General features: G+C 66.7%; 17 protein-coding genes and 1 pseudogene. 11 read left to right on the top strand and 7 right to left on the bottom strand.

Annotated features, from left to right (window positions below; translation table 11 throughout):
* Nucleotides 1-9: 9 nt before the first annotated feature.
* From QX048_RS23810 to QX048_RS23780, 7 genes and pseudogenes are all read right to left on the bottom strand, one after another.
* Nucleotides 10-987: an ABC transporter permease gene (locus QX048_RS23810; protein ID WP_315752361.1), complete on the bottom strand. Its 978-nt coding sequence runs from the start codon at nt 985-987 to the stop codon at nt 10-12.
* Nucleotides 984-1,934, bottom strand: a complete 951-nt coding sequence (locus tag QX048_RS23805; RefSeq protein WP_315713513.1) for an ABC transporter permease — start codon at nt 1,932-1,934, stop codon at nt 984-986. Before QX048_RS23805 ends, QX048_RS23810 begins: the two co-directional genes overlap by 4 nt.
* Nucleotides 1,927-3,450 carry a sugar ABC transporter ATP-binding protein gene (locus QX048_RS23800; protein WP_315825318.1) on the bottom strand — a complete coding sequence of 508 codons (1,524 nt, stop codon included), beginning with the start codon at nt 3,448-3,450 and terminating at the stop codon, nt 1,927-1,929. Before QX048_RS23800 ends, QX048_RS23805 begins: the two co-directional genes overlap by 8 nt.
* A complete protein-coding gene (locus QX048_RS23795) occupies nt 3,447-4,841 on the bottom strand; it encodes an FAD-linked oxidase C-terminal domain-containing protein (RefSeq protein WP_315825470.1) in 1,395 nt (464 codons plus the stop codon). Before QX048_RS23795 ends, QX048_RS23800 begins: the two co-directional genes overlap by 4 nt.
* 63 nt (nt 4,842-4,904) lie before the next feature.
* On the bottom strand, nt 4,905-5,789 hold the full coding sequence (locus tag QX048_RS23790) for an intradiol ring-cleavage dioxygenase (protein WP_315713511.1): 885 nt from the start codon (nt 5,787-5,789) through the stop codon (nt 4,905-4,907).
* Between the two features lie 13 nt (nt 5,790-5,802).
* Nucleotides 5,803-6,705 (bottom strand): annotated as a pseudogene (locus QX048_RS23785) (NAD(P)-dependent oxidoreductase); the annotation flags it as partial.
* Between the two features lie 68 nt (nt 6,706-6,773).
* A complete protein-coding gene (locus tag QX048_RS23780; protein WP_315713510.1) occupies nt 6,774-7,100 on the bottom strand; it encodes a Dabb family protein in 327 nt (108 codons plus the stop codon).
* Between the two features lie 117 nt (nt 7,101-7,217).
* Between QX048_RS23780 and QX048_RS23775 the strand changes: the two genes are divergently transcribed.
* The 11 genes from QX048_RS23775 (at nt 7,218) to QX048_RS23725 (ending at nt 19,607) form a co-directional block, all read left to right on the top strand.
* Entirely contained in the window at nt 7,218-8,147 is a 930-nt protein-coding gene (locus QX048_RS23775) for a LysR family transcriptional regulator (protein ID WP_315752365.1), read from the top strand.
* 949 nt (nt 8,148-9,096) lie between these two features.
* Nucleotides 9,097-10,107, top strand: coding sequence for a phosphate ABC transporter substrate-binding protein PstS (pstS, locus tag QX048_RS23770; protein ID WP_315713508.1), 1,011 nt, complete (start codon nt 9,097-9,099; stop codon nt 10,105-10,107).
* A gap of 97 nt (nt 10,108-10,204) precedes the next feature.
* Nucleotides 10,205-11,203, top strand: a complete 999-nt coding sequence (gene pstC, locus QX048_RS23765) for a phosphate ABC transporter permease subunit PstC (RefSeq protein ID WP_315713507.1) — start codon at nt 10,205-10,207, stop codon at nt 11,201-11,203.
* A gap of 3 nt (nt 11,204-11,206) precedes the next feature.
* The gene (pstA, locus tag QX048_RS23760; protein ID WP_315713506.1) at nt 11,207-12,088 is read left to right on the top strand and encodes a phosphate ABC transporter permease PstA; all 882 of its coding nucleotides are present in this window, start codon (nt 11,207-11,209) and stop codon (nt 12,086-12,088) included.
* Nucleotides 12,085-12,906 carry a phosphate ABC transporter ATP-binding protein PstB gene (pstB, locus tag QX048_RS23755; protein WP_315713505.1) on the top strand — a complete coding sequence of 274 codons (822 nt, stop codon included), beginning with the start codon at nt 12,085-12,087 and terminating at the stop codon, nt 12,904-12,906. Before pstA ends, pstB begins: the two co-directional genes overlap by 4 nt.
* 30 nt (nt 12,907-12,936) lie before the next feature.
* Nucleotides 12,937-13,653 carry a phosphate signaling complex protein PhoU gene (phoU, locus tag QX048_RS23750; protein WP_315713504.1) on the top strand — a complete coding sequence of 239 codons (717 nt, stop codon included), beginning with the start codon at nt 12,937-12,939 and terminating at the stop codon, nt 13,651-13,653.
* Nucleotides 13,654-13,669: 16 nt separating this feature from the next.
* On the top strand, nt 13,670-14,377 hold the full coding sequence (phoB, locus tag QX048_RS23745) for a phosphate regulon transcriptional regulator PhoB (RefSeq protein ID WP_315754964.1): 708 nt from the start codon (nt 13,670-13,672) through the stop codon (nt 14,375-14,377).
* Nucleotides 14,378-14,524: 147 nt separating this feature from the next.
* Entirely contained in the window at nt 14,525-15,841 is a 1,317-nt protein-coding gene (locus QX048_RS23740) for a trypsin-like serine protease (RefSeq protein WP_315825317.1), read from the top strand.
* Between the two features lie 176 nt (nt 15,842-16,017).
* Complete coding sequence (locus QX048_RS23735; protein WP_315825316.1) at nt 16,018-17,139, top strand: HoxN/HupN/NixA family nickel/cobalt transporter; 1,122 nt, start codon at nt 16,018-16,020, stop codon at nt 17,137-17,139.
* Nucleotides 17,140-17,154: 15 nt separating this feature from the next.
* Nucleotides 17,155-18,171 carry a HupU protein gene (locus QX048_RS23730; protein ID WP_315825469.1) on the top strand — a complete coding sequence of 339 codons (1,017 nt, stop codon included), beginning with the start codon at nt 17,155-17,157 and terminating at the stop codon, nt 18,169-18,171.
* Nucleotides 18,168-19,607 (top strand): nickel-dependent hydrogenase large subunit, encoded by a 1,440-nt coding sequence (locus QX048_RS23725; protein WP_315825315.1) that lies wholly within the window; start codon nt 18,168-18,170, stop codon nt 19,605-19,607. Before QX048_RS23730 ends, QX048_RS23725 begins: the two co-directional genes overlap by 4 nt.
* Nucleotides 19,608-19,699 lie beyond the last annotated feature (92 nt).

Here is a 19,699-nt window from a genome sequence, read left to right as displayed (position 1 = left end):
CTTCCAGGTTCATTGCGCCCGGCGCCGGGTCTTCATGTCGAGCCAGACGGCGACGATCACGATGATTCCGGTGACGAGCGGCTGCCAGTTGGCGCTGATCGCGAGCAGGTTCATGCCGTTCAGCACCAGCGTCAGGATCAGGGCGCCGATGAAGGTGCCGAACACCGTGCCGACGCCGCCGAACAGCGAGGTGCCGCCGATCAGCACCGCGGCAATGGCCGGCAAGGTCAGGCTCTCGCCGATGTCGGCTTCGGCGGAGTTGAGCCGCGACAGGAAGATGATGGAGGCGAGCCCGGCCATGGTGCCGGAGACGGTGTAGACGAGCAGCAGCCGGCGCGCGACCGGAATGCCGGACAACCGGGCCGCGACCGGATTGGCGCCGATCGCGTAGATCTCCTGGCCCCAGATCGTGCGTTGCGCGAAGAACGTTCCGATCGCGAGGAACACCAGCAGCAGATAGACCGGGATCGGCAGCCCGAGCAGATAGCCGCTGCCGATCTGGCGGAAGCCCGCGGGAAAGCCGTGGATCGTCTCGCCCGCCATGTACCAGTAGGTGACGCCGTTCAGCACCCAGAGCATGCCGTAGGTGGCGATGAAGGAGGGGATGCGCAGCGCCGTGACCATGAAGCCATTGAGGAAGCCGACGCTGCCGCCGGCGAGCAGCCCGGTCAGGATCCCGAGTGCGGGCGAGCCGGTCTGATGGATCACGGTGCCGGCGAGACACGCCGACAAGGCAACGTTGGCGCCGACCGACAGATCGAGGCCGGCGGTCAGCACCACCAGGGTGAGGCCGGAGGCGATGAAGAAGGTCAGGCTCGCCTGCCTGAGCACGTTGAGGATGTTGCCCAGGCTGAGGAAGGAGTCGCTCAGCACGGTCAGCGCCGCGCAGATCAGCAGCGCGGCGAGCATCCGATAGAACACCTGCGCGGCGTTCTGCGACAGGAGCGAGCGCGGCGGCGGCAGCGTGTCCTTGGCGATGTCGGTCATGACCGGCTCCGCAGGCCGTCGAGGAACATCGCGATGATGACCAGCGCGCCGACGCTGGCAACCTGCACCGAGGACGGCAGCGACACCAAATTGAGCCCGTTGCGCAGCACGCCGACGGCGACGACGCCGAGCACGGTGCCGAGCAGCCAGCCATTGCCGCGCTCGAACGAGGTGCCGCCGACCGCGACCGCCGCGATGGCGTCGAACTCCATTCCGAGCCCTGCGGTCGGATGTCCCGAATTCATCCGCGCGGTCATCAGCAGACCGGCGATGCCCGCCATCGTGCCGCCGATCGCGTAGACCGCGATCAGGAGTCGTGTCGGCGACAGGCCGGCATAGCGCAGCGCTTCGCGATTGCCGCCGAGCGCGAAGATGTAGGTGCCGAACCTGGTGTGATAGAGCAGGCCGTGAAACGCAGCGTAGGTCAAAAGCCCCATCACGATCGGCACGGGGATGCCGAGCAGCGTCGCCGAATAGATGTCGCGCACGCCGTGGGGAATGCCGACCACGCTCTGGCCGTCGCTCACGATCAGCGACAGGCCCTGCGCCATGCCGAGCGTGGCGAGCGTCGCCACGAACGGCGGAATCCCGACGATCGCGACCAGCCAGCCATTGACGGTGCCGAACGCCGTGCCGACCAGCACCGCGGCGCCGAGGCCCAGCAGCACGGACTTGGTCGCGAGCGAGACGATGGCGACGCAGAGCGAGGTCAGCGTCAGCACCGCGCCCATCGACAGGTCGAGCCCTTCGGTCATGATGATCAGGGTCATCGGCAGCGCGAGCATGGTCAGGATCGTCGACTGCACCAGCACGTTGGACAGGTTCGCGGCCGACAGGAAGCCCGGCGCGATCGCGCCGAACAGCGCGATCAACAGCACCAGCACGATCGCCACGCCCGGGATGCGCTGCAGCGTTCGGAGCGGCGCGACGATGGTGGCGTCACTCATCATGCATCCCCAGTCGCACGATATTCTCCTCGGTCAGCTCGCTGCGCGCCAGGTGCCCGGCGATGCGGCCTTCGCGCATGACATAGGCGCGGTCGCAGACGTGGCAGATCTCGATCTGCTCGGACGAGATCATCAGCGCGGCCGCGCCATCGGCGACCAGCCGGTCGATCAGCGCGAAGATCTCGGACTTGGCGCCGACGTCGATGCCGCGCGTCGGCTCGTCGAAGATGAACAGCCTGGCGCCTGCCGCCAGCCACTTGCCGATCACGACCTTCTGCTGGTTGCCGCCGGAGAGCAGGCCGACCGTCTGCCGCGCATTCGGTGTTGCGATGCGCAATTGCCGGATCAGCCCGTCCGCCGTGCGCTGTGCGCCGCGGGGATCGTAGAGCCCGCTGGGAAACAGCTTCTTCAGCGCCGAGACCACGAGGTTGTCGCCGACCGAGCGCAGCAGCGCCAGGCCCTCGCTCTTGCGGCTCTCGGGGATCAGCGCGATGCCGCGGCGGGCCGCGATGTCGGGCTCGCCCGCGATCGGCTTGCCGTCGAAGATGATCTCGCCTTCGCTGACGGGATCGGCGCCGAAGATCGCGCGCGCCACCTCGGTGCGGCCGGAGCCGACGAGACCGCACAGGCCGACGATCTCGCCCCGCCGCACCTCGATGTTGATGTCGGCAATGCCGGTCGGCGCGCTCAGTCCCCTGACCTCGAGCACGAGCTCGCCGGGCGTTGCCGCGAAATGGCGTGGATAGCTCATGTCGATAGTGCGCCCGACCATCATGCGCACGAGCTGGTCGGGGGTGACGTCGGCGGGCCTGATATCGTCGATGCGGCGGCCGTCGCGCAGCACGGTGATGCGGTCGCCGAGCGCGAACACCTCGGCCATGCGGTGCGAGATGTAGACGATGGCGACGCCGTCCGCCTTCAGCCGCCTGATCAGTGCGAACAGCAGCTCCGCCTCGCGGTCGGACAGCGCCGCGGTCGGTTCGTCCATCACAAGGATCCGCGCGTTCTGGCTGATCGCCTTGGCGATCTCGACCATCTGCTGCTGCGCGACGCCGAGCGTGTCGACGATGACAGAGGGATCGATGTCGAAACCGATGCTGTCGAGCACGCGCTTGGCGTCGGCCAGGATCTTGCGGCGATCGATGGTGCCGGGGAGCCGGCCTCTGGGTTCGCGGCCGAGATAGATGTTCTGCGCGATGTCGAGGAACGGCACCAGCGAGAATTCCTGGAAGATGACGGCGATGCCGAGCTTCTGCGCGTCGGCCGTCGATGATATCTCGACCTTCTCGCCCTTGTAGGTGATCTCGCCCGCATCGGCGCTGTAGGCGCCGCACAGCACCTTCATCAGGCTGGACTTGCCGGCGCCGTTCTCGCCGAGCAGCATGTGGACCTCGCCCGGGTAGATGGCGAACGAGACGTCGTCCAGCGCCTTGACGCCGGGAAACGACTTGCTGATGCCGCGTAGCTCCAGCAGCGGCGCGGGCGATGGAGCTGCGGTGGCGGCTGCCGCGCTCATGGCTGCGCTCCGCCGGCAAAGATCTTGCCCGGATTCATCAGGCCCTCGGGATCGAGCGCGGCCTTGATGGCGCGCATCACCGCGACGGCCTCGCCGAGCTCGTCCCGGAGATAGTCGACCTTGCCGAGGCCGATGCCGTGCTCGCCGGTGCAGGTGCCGTCCATCGCGATCGCGCGCGCCACCATGCGCGCCTGCAGCGCCTTGGCGCCGGCGAGCTCGTTCTCATCGTTGGGATCGACCAGGATCAGCATGTGGAAGTTGCCGTCGCCGACATGGCCGACGATCGGCGCAAGGAAACCGTTGACGTCGGCGTCCCGGTGCGTCTCGGTCAGGCATTCGGCCAGCCGCGAGATCGGCACGCAGACATCGGTGATGACGGCGCGCGCGCCGGGCCGCAGGCCCAGTCCGGCATACAGCGTGTTGTCGCGCGCGTGCCACAGCCGGCTGCGGTCCTCGGCCGCCTTCGCCCAGGCGAAGCCGCGGCCGCCATGCTCGGTCGCGATCGCTTCGGCGGTCTGCGCCTGCTCGGCGACGGCGGCCTCGGAGCCGTGGAATTCCAGGAACAGGGTCGGCGTCTCCCGGTAGCCGAGCTTGGAATAGGCGTTGATGCCGCGCATCATGACGTCGTCGACGAGCTCGATGCGGGCGGCGGGGACGGCCGACTGGATCAGCGTGATCGCGGTGTCGACCGCGTCATGCAGGGTGGGGAAGCTGCAGGTCGCGGCCGAGATCGCCTGCGGCACGGGATGCAGCTTCAGCGTGATCTCGGTGATCACGCCGAGCGTCCCCTCCGCGCCGACGAACAGCCGGGTCAGGTCGTAGCCGGCGGCGGATTTGCGCGCACGCTTCGCGGTGCGGATCACCCTGCCGTCGGCCAGAACCACCTCCAATGCGAGGACGTTGTCCTTCATGGTGCCGTAGCGCACCGCCATGGTGCCGGAGGCGCGGGTCGAACTCATGCCGCCGATCGAGGCGTCCGCGCCGGGATCGATCGGAAAGAACAGGCCGGTCGTGCGCAGCTCCGCATTGAGCTGCTTGCGCGTGATGCCGGGCTGCACCACGACGTCCATGTCGGCGTCGTGCACGGCCAGCACCTCGTTCATGCGGGCGAAGTCGAAACAGACCCCACCCGCGACAGCCGCAGCGTTGCCTTCGAGCGACGTGCCGGCGCCGAACGGCACGATCGGCATGCCGGCCTCGGCGCACAGCCTGACGATGTCGGCGACCTCCTGCGTCGTCTCGGGAAACACGACGATGTCGGGCGGCATCGCCGGATAGTACGACTCGCTCCGGCCGTGCTGATCCAGCACGCCGCGCGCAAGACTCGCGCGTGGCCCGATCAGGCTCGAAAGCCGCTCGGCCAATGCACCGGTGCCGACCCGCAACTCCATCATTCCTCCCGTCCGCTTCCTCGACGATACCGGACTCTTGACGGTCCTTGTCGTCCGCTCAGCTCAAACCCGATTGGCGCGCTCCGCAAGCCGTTTCAGGCCGAAATCATAGTTGAGATGGAAATATCCCTGCGCCACCATGCGGCCATCTGGCGCACGACCCGGCGGGCAGCGCGCGAAGTCGCGGATCAGGCTGTCCTTGACGCCGAACACGACGTCGGAATCGAGATACTGATCACCGGCGACGAACACATGCGTCACCAGCCGTTCGAAGCCCGGCGCCGAGATCATGAAATGCACATGTGCCGGCCGCCACGGATGCCGTCCCTGCGCTGCCAGCATGTCGCCGACCGGCCCGTCATTGGGGATCGGATAGGCGGCGGGCTTGATCGACCAGAAATGGAAGCGGCCGTCGCCGTCGGTGTGGAAGCGCGCGCGCATGGCGAGATCGCCGATCTGCTCGAGTCGTTGAACGTCGTAATAGCCGTCGTCGTCGGAGTGCCAGACGTCGACCACGGCGCCTGCGAGCGGCGCGCCGTCCGCGCTCGACACCGAGCCGGTCACCAGCAGCGGATCGCCCTTCATCGGGCCCGAGATGTCGTCGCCGTTGGCGCGTTCCGGCGCCGCCTGGACGAAGAAGGGGCCGAGCACCGTGGTCTCGGTGGCGCCTTCCGGCACCGGATGATTGATGGCGTCGACCAGCATCGAAACGCCGAGCGTGTCCGACAACAGGATGAACTCCTGGCGCTTGTCGTCGCACATCCGGCCGGTGCGGGTCAGGAAGTCGATCCCGTATTCCCATTCCTGCTGGGTCGGACGGACCTCGCGCACGAAGGCATGGAGATGGCGCACCAGCGCCGCGCTGACCTGTTTGATCCGCGCATCACGCGCGCCCGCCAGGCGTTCGAGCACGGCATCTGTGATCGTGGTCTCGTTGAAGTTGCGCAAGAGGCGGCTCCTTTCAGAGGGGCTCGCCGAGCCCGGACAGCCGTTCGACATGCCGGACGGTGGCGAGGAAGTCGGTTGCGGCATCGCCCTGTGCGATCAGCGCGGCATAGGTCTCGCGCACCTGCGCCGCGAGCTGCAGCGGCACGCCGACGGCGTGGCCGGCGCCGAGAATGAGATCGAGATCCTTGGCCATCTGCGCGCAGGAGAACGTGGCGGCAAAGTCGCGTGCCAGCAGCGGCGCGGTCTTGTACTTCACCATCGGCGAGGCGACCGCGCTGTCGTGCAGCACCTGCAAGATGTCCGGCCAGGCGATGCCGCCCTTGCGTGCCAATGCGAGGCTCTCGGCCATCATCGCCGCGGTCGTCGCGATCATCAGGTTGACGGCGAGCTTGGCGTAGCGTGCCTCTTCCGCCGCACCCAGATAGGTCTGCGCGCGTGTGAAGCTTGCCAGCAGCGGCGTGATCCGCGCGAAGGCCGCTTTCGGTCCGGATACGAAGCAGGTCAGCTCGCCGGTGTGGGCGATGCTGGCATTGCCGGAGATCGGCGTGCGCAGATAAGCGACGTCGCGGGCGGCCGTGGCGGCATCGACCTCGCTCGACGCATCGACGCCCACGGTGCTGGTCTCGATCAGGATCGCGCCGGTCGCCATGGCTGCGATCAGTCCGTTGCTGCCGAGCATCGCCGCGCGCAGTGCGGCGTCGTCGGGCAGCGACGAGATGACCACGGCATGGTCGCGCACCGCCTCCGTCGCGGACGACGCGGCGGCCATGCCGAGCGCACGTGCCTCATCGAGCCGGGCGGCGTTGGGATCGAACGCGGTGACGTCATAGCCGGCCTTGGCAAGCCGCGCCGCGATCGGCAGGCCGATCTTGCCGATGCCGATGAAGGCGAGGCGCTTATCAGGAAATGACATCGATGCCGTCCGTTGCTTGCTTCACGTGCCGGGCCCGCGGCCGGGCAGGCCGTCGAAGGTGAACGCCTCCGTCACGCGCGGGGCGCTGCAGCGATGGGATAATCGACCTGGAAGCGGCCGATCCTGAGGTCGCCGAGCTCCTCGCGCACGCGCAGGTGCTCGGGATGCGAGGCATAGGCCCGCAGCGCGGCGCTGCTGGCAAATTCGGAGAACAGGACGACGTCGCAGGCATAGTCGACGTCGCTGACATCGAGACCGACCTCGATGTGGGTCAGGCCGTCGATGCGGCCCTTGAGGCCCTCGAACAGGGTTTTGACCTTGAGCCGGGCCGCCGCGCGCTCGGCGGCCGTCTCGGCGCGCAGCCGCCACATCACGATGTGCCTGATCGGCCCCGTCATTCCAGCGTCCTCACCTGAGCTTTGTTCTTGGGCTTTGTTCTTGTCGGACGATTTTGCCTTGCAGGAAATGGAAATAAAGGCCAAAAATTGTAACTCTGTTTTCCGCTCAGCGTAACAATGGACCGTCTGCTCCAGCTCGAGGTGTTTTCCCGGACGGCCGAGCTGGGCAGCCTGTCCAAGGCCGCCGAGTCCTTACGGATGTCCAACGCCGCGGCGAGCCGGCATCTCAGCGCGCTGGAGGAACGGCTCGCGGTGCGCCTGATCGAGCGCAACACGCGCCGTCTCTGGCTGACCGAAGCCGGGCAGGAGCTGCTGCAGCGCTGCGGCCCGCTGCTCAACGAGCTGGCCGAGGCCGAGGATGCCGTCAGCGATCGCGCGCTGTCGCCGCAGGGCATGCTGCGCGTCACCAGCTCGCTGTCGTTCGCGACGATCTATCTCGCGCCGATGCTGCCGGCGTTCCGCGCGATGTATCCGAAGCTGAACCTGCAGATCATCGCCGCCAACCGCTATCCGGATTTCATTGAGGCGGGCATCGACGTGGCGATCCGCACCCGCGAGCATGAGCCGGACTCGGGCATCGTCGTCCGTCGCATCGGGCAGATGCGGCGCGTGCTGGCGGCGGCGCCGTCCTATCTCGCGAGCCGTGGCTGTCCCGTCGTTCCCGGTGATCTCGTGCGCCACGACATGCTGATCTACAATCTTGCCAATGATCCGTATTCCCTGTCCCTGCGCAACGGCGCGACAGCCCAGAGCATTCGGATCGCGCCGACGCTCGACAGCAATGACGGCCAGGTGATCAAGGGGGCGGCGCTTGCCGGGCTCGGCATCCTGATCCAGCCGCTCTACATCGTGCAGAGCGACATTCTGGCCGGCAGGCTGGTGCCGGTCCTGCTCGACTGGGAGCTGCCGCTCTTGACGATGAACATCGCCTACCAGAACCGCGTCAGGCTTCCGGCCAAGATCAGGGTGTTCGCCGATTTCCTCGTCGACCACATCCGCGCCCATTCCGACCCGGGGATCTGGATCGAGCCGCCCAAGCCGGATTGAGCCGATGCCCGCGTGCGGGGGGAGGGCGGATCATGTTCTGAGAAAAATAATTATCTTGCTATTTTTCGGAAATCGTGGTCTCTTGCGTGCAACCCGCCTCGAGCAGAGGGACGTACGCGTCGTCACGAACGTGGAGGCGGGCTGCGATGGACGTGACGGCTGTGCCAGACGAGCGCAGGCGGCACGGACGGCGAAGTCGTGTGGTCCTGGCCTCTCGATGCTGAGGTCAAGTCCGTGGTCGTTGCTTGACGGCACGCGCGGGCGATGGGGGCAAGAAAGCCGATCCCCAGGGAGAGCACGAAGGACACCGTTAACACCGTCGCGCGGGGAAGGCCGGGTCTGTCCGGCTGTACCTGTGGTACCTGCCGCCTGCATTCTTTTGAGCAGGCGGGCCACGGGCCTCAGCCGAGGTCCGGCCTTCCTCGCGCCCTCTTGTTGTTCAGAGGGACACGACGAATGCATCACTCGGGTCTCACCAGCCGCGAGACGGCGAGATCGTGTCTCGTTGGCCAACGGCGCCAACCCAATCCTCATGGCGTCGTCCCGGACAAGCGCGCACCGCGTGCGCCGATCCGGGACCGAAAACTCCAGGGAGGCGTGCGAGGCACGATGGTCGACCGATCCCGCCCGGCCACATCCGCCGGTGGCTATGGGTCCCTGCGCAAGGCCGGGACGACACCGAAAGGTGCGGCGGGCGACACGGGCAAAGGAGGCCCATCTTGATTGAGCGATGCTTGCGAAAGGCCAGGGGCGATGCCTCCCCGAACGACCGCCCTCGATCCGTAAAAACTCGGATAAAAATCTAAATACCTAGAATTATCAACGGCTTGTGACTGTCATCCGACTGTCATCGAACCTTTATAAAAGCCACACTGAGGCCCCGTAAAGCGGCCGGGGAAGCGCAATCGGGCGCAGATGGCGCTTCGCTTCCCAAGCATGGAGACCAGCTATGAATTTCATCAAAGCTATCGTCGCTGCCGGCTTGGTCGCCGCATCGACGTCGGCGTTCGCTGCCGACATCACCGGTGCGGGCGCGACGTTCCCGTTCCCGATCTATTCCAAGTGGGCCGACGCCTACAAGAAGGAGACCGGCAACGGTCTGAACTATCAGTCGATCGGCTCCGGCGGCGGCATCAAGCAGATCCAGGCCAAGACCGTCACCTTCGGCGCCACCGATGCGCCGCTCAAGGCCGAGCAGCTCGAGAAGGACGGCCTGGTGCAGTGGCCGATGGTGATGGGCGGCATCGTGCCGGTCGTCAACCTCGAGGGCGTGAAGCCGGGCGAGATGGTGCTGGACGGCGAGACGCTCGCCAACATCTATCTTGGCAAGATCACCAAGTGGGATGACGCCGCGATCAAGAAGCTGAACCCCAACGTCAAGCTGCCGTCCGACGCGATTGCCGTGGTGCGCCGCTCCGACGGTTCGGGCACGACCTTCAACTTCACCTACTACCTCTCCGAGGTGAGCGCCGACTGGAAGAGCAAGATCGGCTTCAACACCGCCGTCGAGTGGCCGGTCGGTGTCGGCGCCAAGGGCAACGAGGGTGTGTCCGGCAACATCGGCCAGACCAAGAACTCGATCGGCTATGTCGAGTACGCCTATGCCAAGCAGAACAAGCTCACCTACACCGGCATGATCAACAAGGCCGGCAAGACCGTGCAGCCGACCGTCGAGGCCTTCCAGGCCGCGGCCGCGAATGCCGACTGGGCCAAGGCCCCGGGCTACTACGTGATCCTCGCCAACCAGCCCGGCGACAAGTCCTGGCCGATGACGGCGGCGACCTTCATCCTGATGCACAAGGAGCCGGCCGACAAGGCGGCGTCCGGCGAAGCCATCAAGTTCTTCAAGTGGTCGTTCGAGAAGGGCGCCAAGATGGCTGAGGAGCTCGACTACATCCCGATGCCCGACAGCGTCGTGAAGCTGATCGAGAAGACCTGGTCGGCCGACATCAAGAGCTGATCCGGACGTATCGAAAATCCCCCTCTCCCGGCCTCCGGGGGAGGGGCGCTACCGGGGTTGAGGCGTGTCCAAGGAACAGGGGGCAGAATTGGCAGAGATGGCGGTTCAGACCGAAGTCAGCGATATCGCGGCTGCTGCCGGACCCTATGACCGGGCACGCGCGCTCAGCGCCTTCAAGCTCGGCGACGTGACCTTCTATTGGATCACGCGGCTGTCCGCGATCTCCGTCCTGTTGATCCTGGGCGGCATCATCCTGTCGCTCATCGTCGGCGCATGGCCGGCCATGAGAGAATATGGCTTCGAATTCCTGTGGACGCGGCGCTGGGCGCCGTCGGCCGATCCGCCGGTGCTCGGGGCGCTCGGCCCGATCTACGGCACCTTGGTCACGTCCTTCATCGCGATGCTGATCGCCATTCCGGTCGGTCTGGGCATTGCGATCTTCCTCACCGAGCTGTGCCCGCAATGGCTGCGCCGTCCGATCGGACTTGCCATCGAGCTGCTCGCCGGCATTCCTTCGATCATCTACGGCATGTGGGGCTTCTTCGTGCTGGGGCCGTTCCTGGCCTATACGTTCCAGCCGTTCATGATCAATCTCTGCGCCGGCATCCCCGTGCTGCAGGACATCTTCGCCGGTCCGCCGTCCTATCTCAGCCTGTTCAACGCCTCGCTGATCCTGGCGATCATGGTGCTGCCGTTCATCACCTCGATCTCGGTCGACGTGTTCAAGACGGTCCCGCCGGTGCTGAAGGAAGCCGCCTACGGGGTCGGCTGCACCACCTGGGAGGTCGTGCGCAGCGTCGTCATTCCCTACACCCGTGTCGGCGTGATCGGCGGCGTCATGCTGGCGCTGGGACGTGCGCTCGGCGAAACGATGGCGGTGACCTTCATCATCGGCAACTCGTTCCGGATCTCATCCTCGATCTTCGCACCGGGCACCACGATCTCGGCCGCCATCGCCTCCGAATTCCAGGAGAGCGACGGGCTGCACCAGTCGAGCCTGATCCTGCTCGGCCTGCTGCTGTTCGTGCTCACCTTCTTCGTGCTGGCGAGCGCGCGGCTGATGCTCATGCGGCTCGAAGCCAAGGCGGGAAAATAAGCCATGTCCAGCGCTGACACGCTTACACTCGATGCGCCGGTCAATCCGATCTATGCGCGCCGGCGCCGCAGAGACATCGTGATCCGCGGCCTCTGCGTTGCCGCCGCGATGTTCGGCGTCACCTGGCTGGCGCTGATCCTGTTCACGCTGTTCTATAACGGACTCGCCGGCCTCAGCCTGCAGGTTTTTGCCGCCGACACGCCACCGCCCGGCTCCAGCGAAGGCGGCCTGCGCAACGCCATCGTCGGCTCCTTGATCATGACGATCATCGGCGTCGGCATCGGCGCGCCGCTCGGCCTGTTTGCCGGCACCTATCTCGCCGAATACGGCCGCAACGACCGCCTGACCTCGGTGATCCGCTTCATCAACGACATCCTGCTGTCGGCGCCCTCGATCATCATCGGCCTGTTCATCTATGGTGCGGTCGTGGTGCCGATGGGCGGCTTCTCGGCACTCGCGGGTTCCCTTGCATTGGCGGTCATCGTGATCCCGGTGGTGCTGCGCACCACCGAGGACATGCTGCTGCTCGTGCCCAACCCGCTGCGCGAGGCGGCGTCTGCGCTCGGCCTGCCGCGCTCGCTGGTGATCCGCCGCATCGCCTATCGGGCGGCGCGCTCGGGCCTCATCACCGGCGTGCTGCTGGCGACCGCCCGCGTCGCCGGCGAGACCGCGCCTCTGCTGTTCACCGCGCTGTCGAACCAGTTCTGGAGCCTCAACCTTTCCAAGACGATGGCGAACCTGCCCGTCACCATCAACAATTTCGTCCAGAGCCCTTATGCCTACTGGAAACAACTGGCCTGGAGCGGAGCCCTTCTCATCACTCTGGCCGTGCTCGCCCTGAACATCGGTGCACGCATTCTCGGCGCCGAGAGGAACACCAAATGACCGAACTGTCCGTCTCCGTCAGTCAGCCCAATCACGCTCTTCACGGCAAGGCGCTTCCGGATGCGCCGGCCAAGGTGACTGCGCGCAACCTCAACTTCTACTACGGCGACCATCACGCGCTGAAGAACATCAACCTGTCGCTGGGCACCAACCGCGTCACCGCGTTCATCGGCCCGTCCGGCTGCGGCAAGTCCACGCTGCTGCGCATCTTCAACCGGATGTACGATCTCTATCCGGGCCAGCGCGCGACCGGGCAGCTGATGCTCGACAACACCAACATCCTCGATCCCAAGCTCGATCTGAATCTGCTGCGCGCCCGGGTCGGCATGGTGTTCCAGAAGCCGACGCCGTTCCCGATGACGATCTACGAGAACATCGCCTTCGGCATCCGCCTCTATGAGAAGATCTCCAAGTCGGAGATGGACGACCGGGTCGAGAAGGCGCTGCGCGGCGGCGCGCTGTGGAACGAGGTCAAGGACAAGCTCAACGCCTCGGGCCTGTCGCTGTCCGGCGGCCAGCAGCAGCGACTGTGCATCGCGCGCACCGTGGCGGTCCGGCCGGAGGTGATCTTGTTCGACGAGCCGTGCTCGGCGCTCGATCCGATCTCGACCGCCAAGGTCGAGGAGCTGATCCAGGAGCTCGCCGAAAACTATACGATCGCCATCGTGACGCATAACATGCAGCAGGCGGCGCGCGTCTCCGACAAGACCGCCTTCATGTATCTCGGCGAGCTGATCGAGTTCGACGACACCAGCAAGATCTTCACCTCGCCGAGTGATCGGCGGACCCAGGATTACATCACCGGCCGGTTCGGCTGACGCCGACGACATTGTCTTCAGGAGATCATCATGGCCAGTGAACATACCGCCAAGGCGTTCGACAGCGATCTGCAGGACCTCACCCGTCTGGTATCGGAGATGGGCGGCCTCGCGGAGCGGCTGATCGTCGATTCCGTCGATGCGCTGGTGCGGCGCGACATCGCGCTCGGCCAGAAGGTGGTCGCCACCGACGCCGAGGTCGACAAGCTGCAGCGCATCATCGAGGAGCGCGCCGTGCTCACGATCGCCCGTCGCCAGCCGATGGCGGTCGACCTGCGCGAGATCGTCGGCGCGATGCGCGTGGCGACCGATCTGGAGCGCATCGGCGACCTCGCCAAGAACATCGGCAAGCGCGTCGCGGCGCTGGAAAGCGACTTCCATCCGCTGAAGCTGATCCGCGGCCTCGAGCACATGACCGATCTGGTGCAGTCGCAGGTCAAGACGGTGCTGGACGCCTATGCCGCGCATGACCTGCCGGCGGCGATGACGGTGTGGAAGGGCGACGAGGAGGTCGACGCGATCTGCACGTCGCTGTTCCGCGAGCTCCTGACCTACATGATGGAGGATCCGCGCAACATCTCGTTCTGCATCCACCTGATGTTCTGCGCCAAGAACATCGAGCGGATCGGCGATCACGCGACCAACATCGCCGAGACGGTGTTCTATATGATCGAAGGCCAGCAGATCATGGACAAGCGCCCGAAGGGCGACATGACGAGCTTCGCATCGACGATTCCCGGTAACTAAGAGAGACGGTTCAGACATGGGCGCCCGAATTCTGGTGGTGGAGGACGAGGAGGCGCTGACGACGCTGCTGCGCTACAACCTCGAGGCCGAAGGCTACGAGGTCGAGACCGTGGCGCGCGGCGACGAGGCCGACACGCGGCTCAAGGAGCGCGTTCCGGATCTCGTCGTGCTCGACTGGATGCTGCCGGGCCTCTCCGGCATCGAACTGTGCCGCCGCCTGCGCGCCCGCTCCGAGACCCGGCAACTGCCGATCATCATGCTGACGGCGCGCGGCGAGGAGAGCGAGCGCGTGCGCGGACTCGCCACTGGCGCCGACGACTACATCGTCAAGCCGTTCTCGGTGCCGGAGCTCCTGGCGCGCGTGAAAGGCCTACTGCGGCGGGCGAGCCCGGAGCGGCTGGCGACCGTGCTGTCCTATGGCGACATCGAGCTCGACCGCGAGAAGCGCCGCGTGGCGCGCTCGGGGCGGCCGATCGATCTCGGCCCGACCGAATACCGCCTGCTCGAATTCTTCCTCGAGCACCCCGGCCGCGTGTTCAGCCGCGAACAGCTGCTCGACAGCGTCTGGGGCCGCGACATCTACATCGACGAGCGCACCGTCGACGTCCATATCGGCCGCCTGCGCAAGCTGCTCAATCCCGGCCGCGAGCAGGACCCGATCCGCACGGTGCGCGGCGCCGGTTATGCGCTCGATGACCGCTTCGCCAAGAGCGAGCAGGTGTAAGGGGCGATCCGGCGTGAGCACGAAGCAGGTGTGAGGCGCGAGGCGGCCCGATTGAGGAGATCGCGGTCCGCTTTCCGCCACGCCGCCGCCGTCTTGATCGTGTCTGCTTCGTGGCCCGTCACGATGTTTCGGTCCCAGCGGACGCCCTTGATCAAGACCATCATCATATCTCTTGCCGTGCTGCTCGGCGGCGCGGCGGGCGCCCCGGCCGCCGAGCTCGAAGACGCGGTCGCGGCGGCAGGCAACGGGCAGCATGCGGCGGCGATGCGACGGCTGCTGCCGCTGGCCGCCAAGGGCGATGCGCGGGCGCAGTTCGACGTCGGCTTCATGCAGGCGTTCGGCTGGGGCGTGCCGCGTAATCCGAGCGAGGCGCTGGCCTGGTACCGCAAGGCCGCCGATCAGGGGCTCGCCGTCGCGCAACATTATCTCGGCATCGCCTACGTCAATGGCGAGGGTGTTGCCTCGAACTACGGCGAAGCCAGTCGCTGGTTCAGCCGCGCGGCGGCGCAGGGCTTTGCGCAGTCGCAATACATGCTCGGCCTGATGCTGCTCGACGGCCGTGGCGCGAAGCAGGACGTCGTGCAGGGTTATGCCTGGCTGGTGATGGCCGGCCGCAACGGCGTGCGATCGGCCGGCCGCGACGTGCAGCGGGTCAAGTTGACCGAGCCGCAGCGCGTCCAGGCCCAGAGCGCCATTGCGTCCTGGCAGCCGAAACCGGAATCGGCGGATGCGGGCATTGCCACTCCGCGTCCGGAGCAACTGCTCGGGCTCGATCGCCACATCGGCGAGGTCGTCGATCCCACCTCCTGGCCGGCGTCGTCGATCGGCGTCGTCACCGTCGCGCAATACTCGAGCGGCGGCTGGTGCACCGGCACGCTGGTCGCGCCGCGCGTCGTGCTCACCGCGGCGCATTGCGTGTTCAACGGCGTGGCGCAGGTCAGCCCCGGCAACGTCCGCTTCCTGGCCGGCATGAACCGGGGCACGCCGGCGGCATCGTCGGTCGCCGACAAGCTGATCGTGGCGCCGGACTTTGTCCCGATCCAGCACGACAGGTGGTCGCTCGACCGCTCGCCCGCCGATTGGGCGTTGATCGTGCTGAAGGACGCGCTGCCGTCGAAGCCGGTCGCGGTCAAGGCGCTGACGCGCGAGGAATTGCAGGCTGCGACATCGGCCGGCACCATCTCCGAGATCGGCTATGGTCAGGAGCGGCGCTATTCGCCGACCGGCCAGCGCAATTGCAGCGCCGGCATGACCAGGGACGGGACGCTGCTGACAGTGCATTGCCTGGCCAATTTCGGCTATTCGGGCTCGCCGATCCTCGCCGAGGTCGGTGGGCAGCCTGCCGTGGTCGGCATCTTCTCGGCGTTCCACGAGGAGACCCGGCTGATGTTCGCCGCCCCCGCGAGCCAGTTCGAGACGGTCGTGCGGCGCGAGATCGCGGCACAGAGTGCCTCGGCGCGGTGAGCGAAGGAGGGGCGAGAGAAGAAGATGTCCCGCCGCTGGTCATGATCTGTGCGTGACTGGATAGCGGGTTGCCAAGCGAGAGGGCAATCCGGGAAGGGCCGCCCACGTTTTCCTGCAGCTTTTGCCTGCAGCGGGGGGCTTTACCGAACTGGCCTGGCTCTTGCTATAGTCCGAGTATGACGATTGTTCAAATTGATCATCCTCGTGCCCCTCGGCTGCTGTGGTGGCGATCGCAGCCCGGCCGCAACGTTGCGCTCGTCGGCGGGCTGGTCGCCGCCAACGCGCTCGCCTGGGCCTGGGCGTTCGCGCTCTACGCCGACCGGCCCGCCATCGTCGGCACCGCGATGCTGGCCTGGCTGCTCGGACTGCGCCATGCGGTCGATGCGGATCACATCGCGGCGATCGACAACGTCGTGCGGAAGCTGGTGCAGGACGGTAGCGCCCCGCGCGCCGCCGGCCTGTATTTTGCGCTCGGCCATTCCAGCGTCGTCGTCATCGCCACCATCGTCGTGAGCCTCATCGCCGGCGCCGACCTCCTGGATGAAGAGAGCGCGATCAGGGCGATCGGCGGCGTCATCGGCACGTCGGTGTCGGCCGGCTTCCTGCTGCTGATCGCGTTGGCGAACCTCATTCTGTTCGTGAACCTCTGGCGCCGCGCCGCACAGCCGCAGTCCGAGATGGAAACCGCCGGAAGCCCCGGACGGGGCATCCTCATCCGCCTGCTGCGCCCCGTGCTCCGCCTGGTGGGACGCGCCTGGCACATGTATCCGCTCGGTTTCCTGTTCGGTCTCGGCTTCGACACTGCGAGCGAGATCGGGCTTCTCAGCCTGTCGGCGACCGAGGCCGCGCGCGGCGCGAGTCTTGCGCACGTGCTGGTGTTTCCGGCGCTGTTCGCGGCGGCGATGGCCACCGTCGACACCGCCGACAGCATGCTGATGGTCGGCGCCTATCGCTGGGCGCTGACCGATCCCGCACGCAAGCTGCGCTATAACCTCGTGATCACCGGCGCCTCTGTCGCGATCGCGCTGGTGATCGGCGGCTTCGAGGCGATCACGCTGTTGGCGCCGCGGCTTGGCCTGACCGGGGGATGGACGAGGGTCGCCACCGCGCTGGGCGACGATGTCGCCAATCTCGGGATCGTCGCGATTGGCCTGTTCGGACTGATCTGGGCGATCGCCATGCTGCTCGGTCGCAGCCAGCGCGGTTCCGAGGCTATGCCCGGGGAAGCGCTTGCCAGTGTTCATGCGGGGGCGCTAAACCCGCCGGTGATACGAAGCGGAACGCTTAAGACGGGCTAGGAGCGGGGCCTTATGATGGTCGGCTCTGAGGGAACGATCAGGATGCTATGGCTGCAGGGTGCGAGCTGCGGCGGCTGCACCATGTCGATCCTGGAAAGCGGCGCGTCCGGCTGGTTCGACGAATTGCGCCAATCCGGCATCGATCTGGTGTGGCATCCCTCCGTCAGCGAGCAGACAGGGGACGAGGTCCTGGAGCTGTTGGAGGCGATCCGCGACGGTCGCGAGCGGCTCGATCTGCTGGTGCTCGAAGGCTCGGTGGCGCGCGGACCTGGCCTGACCGGCCGCTTCAACATGCTCGCCGGCACCAACCGCTCGATCTATCACTGGCTGCTCGATCTGGCGCCGCTGGCCGACTACGTCGTTGCCGTCGGCAGTTGCGCCGCCTATGGCGGCATTCCTGCTGCCGGCATCAACCCGACCGATGCGGTCGGATTGCAGTTCGAGGGCAGCGACATCGGCGGCGCGCTCGGCGCGGGCTTCCGCTCGAAACGCGGGCTGCCGGTGATCAACGTCGCAGGCTGTGCGCCGCATCCGGGTTGGATGATGGAAAGCCTGCTGGCGCTCACCTCGGGCGATCTGTCGGCAGACGGCCTCGACGCAGTCGGCCGTCCGACCTTCATCGCCAATCACCTGGCGCATCACGGCTGCTCGCGCAACGAGTTCTACGAGTTCAAGGCGAGCGCGGAGACGATGTCGGAGCGCGGCTGCCTGATGGAGCATCTCGGCTGCCGCGCGACGCAAGCGGTCGGCGACTGCAATCAGCGCTCGTGGAACGGCGGCGGCTCCTGCACCAAGGGCGGCTACGCCTGCATCGCCTGCACCTCGCCGGGCTTCGAGAGCGCGCAGAACTATCTGCAGACGGCCAAGCTCGCCGGCATTCCCGTGGGGCTTCCGACCGACATGCCCAAGGCCTGGTTCGTCGCGCTCGCAGCGCTGTCGAAATCGGCCACGCCGCGTCGCGTCCGAGTCAATGCGACGGCGGATCATGTCGTGGTGCCGCCGGGCCGTGCCGGCGACAAGCGCCGTCCATGACGCGGATCACGGTCGGACCGTTCAATCGTGTCGAAGGCGATCTCGAGGTCAGGCTCGATATCGAGAGCGGTCGCGTCACGAGGGCGGAGGTGACGGCGCCGCTCTATCGCGGCTTCGAGCAGATCCTGGAGGGGCGGCCGTCGCTGGACGCCCTGGTGATCGCACCGCGAATCTGCGGCATCTGCTCGGTGTCGCAATCGATCGCCGCCGCCGCGGCGTTGCGCCAGGCCATGGGTATTGCGGCAGCGCCAAACGGCGTCCTCGCGGCCAACATCGCGCACGCGGCCGAGAACGCAGCCGACCATCTGACGCATTTCTACATCTTCTTCATGCCGGACTTCGCCCGCGACGTCTACGCCTCGCATGCCTGGCATTCGGCTACGGCCGAGCGCTTCGCGGCCACGAAGGGCAGCGCGGCCCGCGATGCGTTGCCTGCCCGCGCGCGGCTGCTCGAGATCATGGGCCTGATCGCCGGCAAATGGCCGCACAGTCTCGCCTTCCAGCCAGGCGGGACGACGCGCGCGATCGAGCTCGGCGAGCGCGTGCGGCTCAACGCGATCGCGGCGTCGTTTCGCGGTTTCCTTGAACGCGTCGTGTTTGCCGACAAGCTGGAGAACGTGCTCGCCTTGTCGACATCGGACGAGCTCGACCGTTGGCGGGAGGGCCGCGCCGGCGACTTCGCGCATTTCCTTCGGCTGGCCGATGCGCTCGCGCTGGCCGACCTCGGCAGCGGACCCGGTCTCTTGATGAGCTTCGGCGCGTATCACGATTTCAATGGGGCTCGTTTTCGCGCTGGTGTCCGCACGAGCAGCGGCGAGGTCCACGCTTTGCCGTCGGACGGCATCACCGAGGACGTCTCGCACGCCTGGATGCACGATACGTCGCTCGATCCGGCCGAGAGCCGCACCGTGCCCGATGCCGACAAAGCCGACGCCTATAGCTGGTGCAAGGCGCCGCGTCTTGCGGGAGAACCGGTCGAGGTCGGCGCTCTCGCAAGGCAGGCCATCGACGGTCAGCCGTTGATCACCGCGCTGCTCGCGAGCGGTCGCAGCAATGTCCGCAATCGTGTCATCGCCCGGCTGATCGAAACTGCGCGGCTCGCGCTGTCGATCGAGCACTGGATCAAGGGGCTGCGTCTCAACGAGCCGTTCTGCGACAGCAGCGCCAGCGCGGCCGACGGCAATTTCGTCGGGCTCGTGGAAGCTGCGCGCGGCAGCCTCGGCCACTGGCTCGCGGTGCGCTCCGGCCGGATCGAGCGTTATCAGATCATCGCGCCGACGAGCTGGAATTTCTCTCCGCGCGACGCGGATGGGGTAGCGGGCCCGCTCGAACAGGCGCTGGTCGGCACCGAGGTCGGCACTGCCGGCGCGCGTGCGGTCGGCATTCAGCACGTCGTGCGGTCGTTCGATCCCTGCATGGTCTGCACGGCCCATTGAGCGCGCTGCACACAGGCAGGCAGCAAGCGGAAACAAGCTTGTCGGTGCAAAGCGCGTGATTTCCGATTATCGCGCGCGATCCACCACCGAAG

The organism is Bradyrhizobium sp. SZCCHNS30572, from assembly GCF_032484415.1.
GTDB lineage: Bacteria > Pseudomonadota > Alphaproteobacteria > Rhizobiales > Xanthobacteraceae > Bradyrhizobium.
This window is presented reverse-complemented; position numbering and strand designations above follow the sequence as displayed.

Coding starts and splice junctions, on each gene's coding strand:
- QX048_RS23810 (WP_315752361.1), bottom strand. CDS start 987: ATGACCGACATCGCCAAGGACACGCTGCCGCCGCCGCGCTCGCTCCTG.
- QX048_RS23800 (WP_315825318.1), bottom strand. CDS start 3,450: ATGAGCGCGGCAGCCGCCACCGCAGCTCCATCGCCCGCGCCGCTGCTG.
- QX048_RS23780 (WP_315713510.1), bottom strand. CDS start 7,100: ATGACGGGGCCGATCAGGCACATCGTGATGTGGCGGCTGCGCGCCGAG.
- pstC (WP_315713507.1), top strand. CDS start 10,205: ATGGCGGTTCAGACCGAAGTCAGCGATATCGCGGCTGCTGCCGGACCC.
- pstS (WP_315713508.1), top strand. CDS start 9,097: ATGAATTTCATCAAAGCTATCGTCGCTGCCGGCTTGGTCGCCGCATCG.
- pstB (WP_315713505.1), top strand. CDS start 12,085: ATGACCGAACTGTCCGTCTCCGTCAGTCAGCCCAATCACGCTCTTCAC.
- phoB (WP_315754964.1), top strand. CDS start 13,670: ATGGGCGCCCGAATTCTGGTGGTGGAGGACGAGGAGGCGCTGACGACG.
- QX048_RS23795 (WP_315825470.1), bottom strand. CDS start 4,841: ATGGAGTTGCGGGTCGGCACCGGTGCATTGGCCGAGCGGCTTTCGAGC.
- pstA (WP_315713506.1), top strand. CDS start 11,207: ATGTCCAGCGCTGACACGCTTACACTCGATGCGCCGGTCAATCCGATC.
- QX048_RS23805 (WP_315713513.1), bottom strand. CDS start 1,934: ATGAGTGACGCCACCATCGTCGCGCCGCTCCGAACGCTGCAGCGCATC.
- phoU (WP_315713504.1), top strand. CDS start 12,937: ATGGCCAGTGAACATACCGCCAAGGCGTTCGACAGCGATCTGCAGGAC.
- QX048_RS23775 (WP_315752365.1), top strand. CDS start 7,218: ATGGACCGTCTGCTCCAGCTCGAGGTGTTTTCCCGGACGGCCGAGCTG.
- QX048_RS23725 (WP_315825315.1), top strand. CDS start 18,168: ATGACGCGGATCACGGTCGGACCGTTCAATCGTGTCGAAGGCGATCTC.
- QX048_RS23735 (WP_315825316.1), top strand. CDS start 16,018: ATGACGATTGTTCAAATTGATCATCCTCGTGCCCCTCGGCTGCTGTGG.
- QX048_RS23730 (WP_315825469.1), top strand. CDS start 17,155: ATGGTCGGCTCTGAGGGAACGATCAGGATGCTATGGCTGCAGGGTGCG.